The sequence below is a fragment of the Vibrio sp. OPT46 genome (genome assembly GCF_015163535.1).
In the GTDB taxonomy this organism is placed as follows: domain Bacteria; phylum Pseudomonadota; class Gammaproteobacteria; order Enterobacterales; family Vibrionaceae; genus Vibrio; species Vibrio alginolyticus.
This window is the reverse complement of record NZ_JADDYG010000706.1, coordinates 1-270: the sequence shown is the minus strand read 5'-3', so window position 1 is coordinate 270 and position 270 is coordinate 1. Positions and strand designations below refer to the sequence as shown.

2 pseudogenes are annotated in these 270 nt (G+C 43.7%); one reads left to right on the top strand and one right to left on the bottom strand.

Annotated elements, in window-relative coordinates:
* Nucleotides 1-74 (top strand): annotated as a pseudogene (locus tag IQR33_RS25640) (selenoprotein W-like protein); the annotation flags it as partial.
* Nucleotides 75-113: 39 nt separating this feature from the next.
* Here IQR33_RS25640 and IQR33_RS25635 read toward each other — a convergent pair.
* A pseudogene (locus tag IQR33_RS25635) lies at nucleotides 114-270 on the bottom strand (YfcE family phosphodiesterase); the annotation flags it as partial.

The following is a 270-nucleotide window of genomic DNA, read 5'->3' as shown; positions in this document are numbered from 1 at the left end:
CCAAGGTGCTAAAACAGCGCGTTAGAGACATTATCGACCCAGAACGCGATTTAGGACATTCAGACACAAAATAGGGAGCAATTCGCTCCCTATTTTTTTACTTAGTAAAACCGTTAAATCATGGTTTGTGCTAATACTTCGCCTTCTGGCGTTTTTACCGTTAGCTTATTGTCTTCTAGAGTACCAAAGCTTCTCGGTAAGCCATTACGTGGGAATGTCATCGAGCCTGGGTTGAATATAATGGCTCCATCTTGCATCTCTGCGACGGGA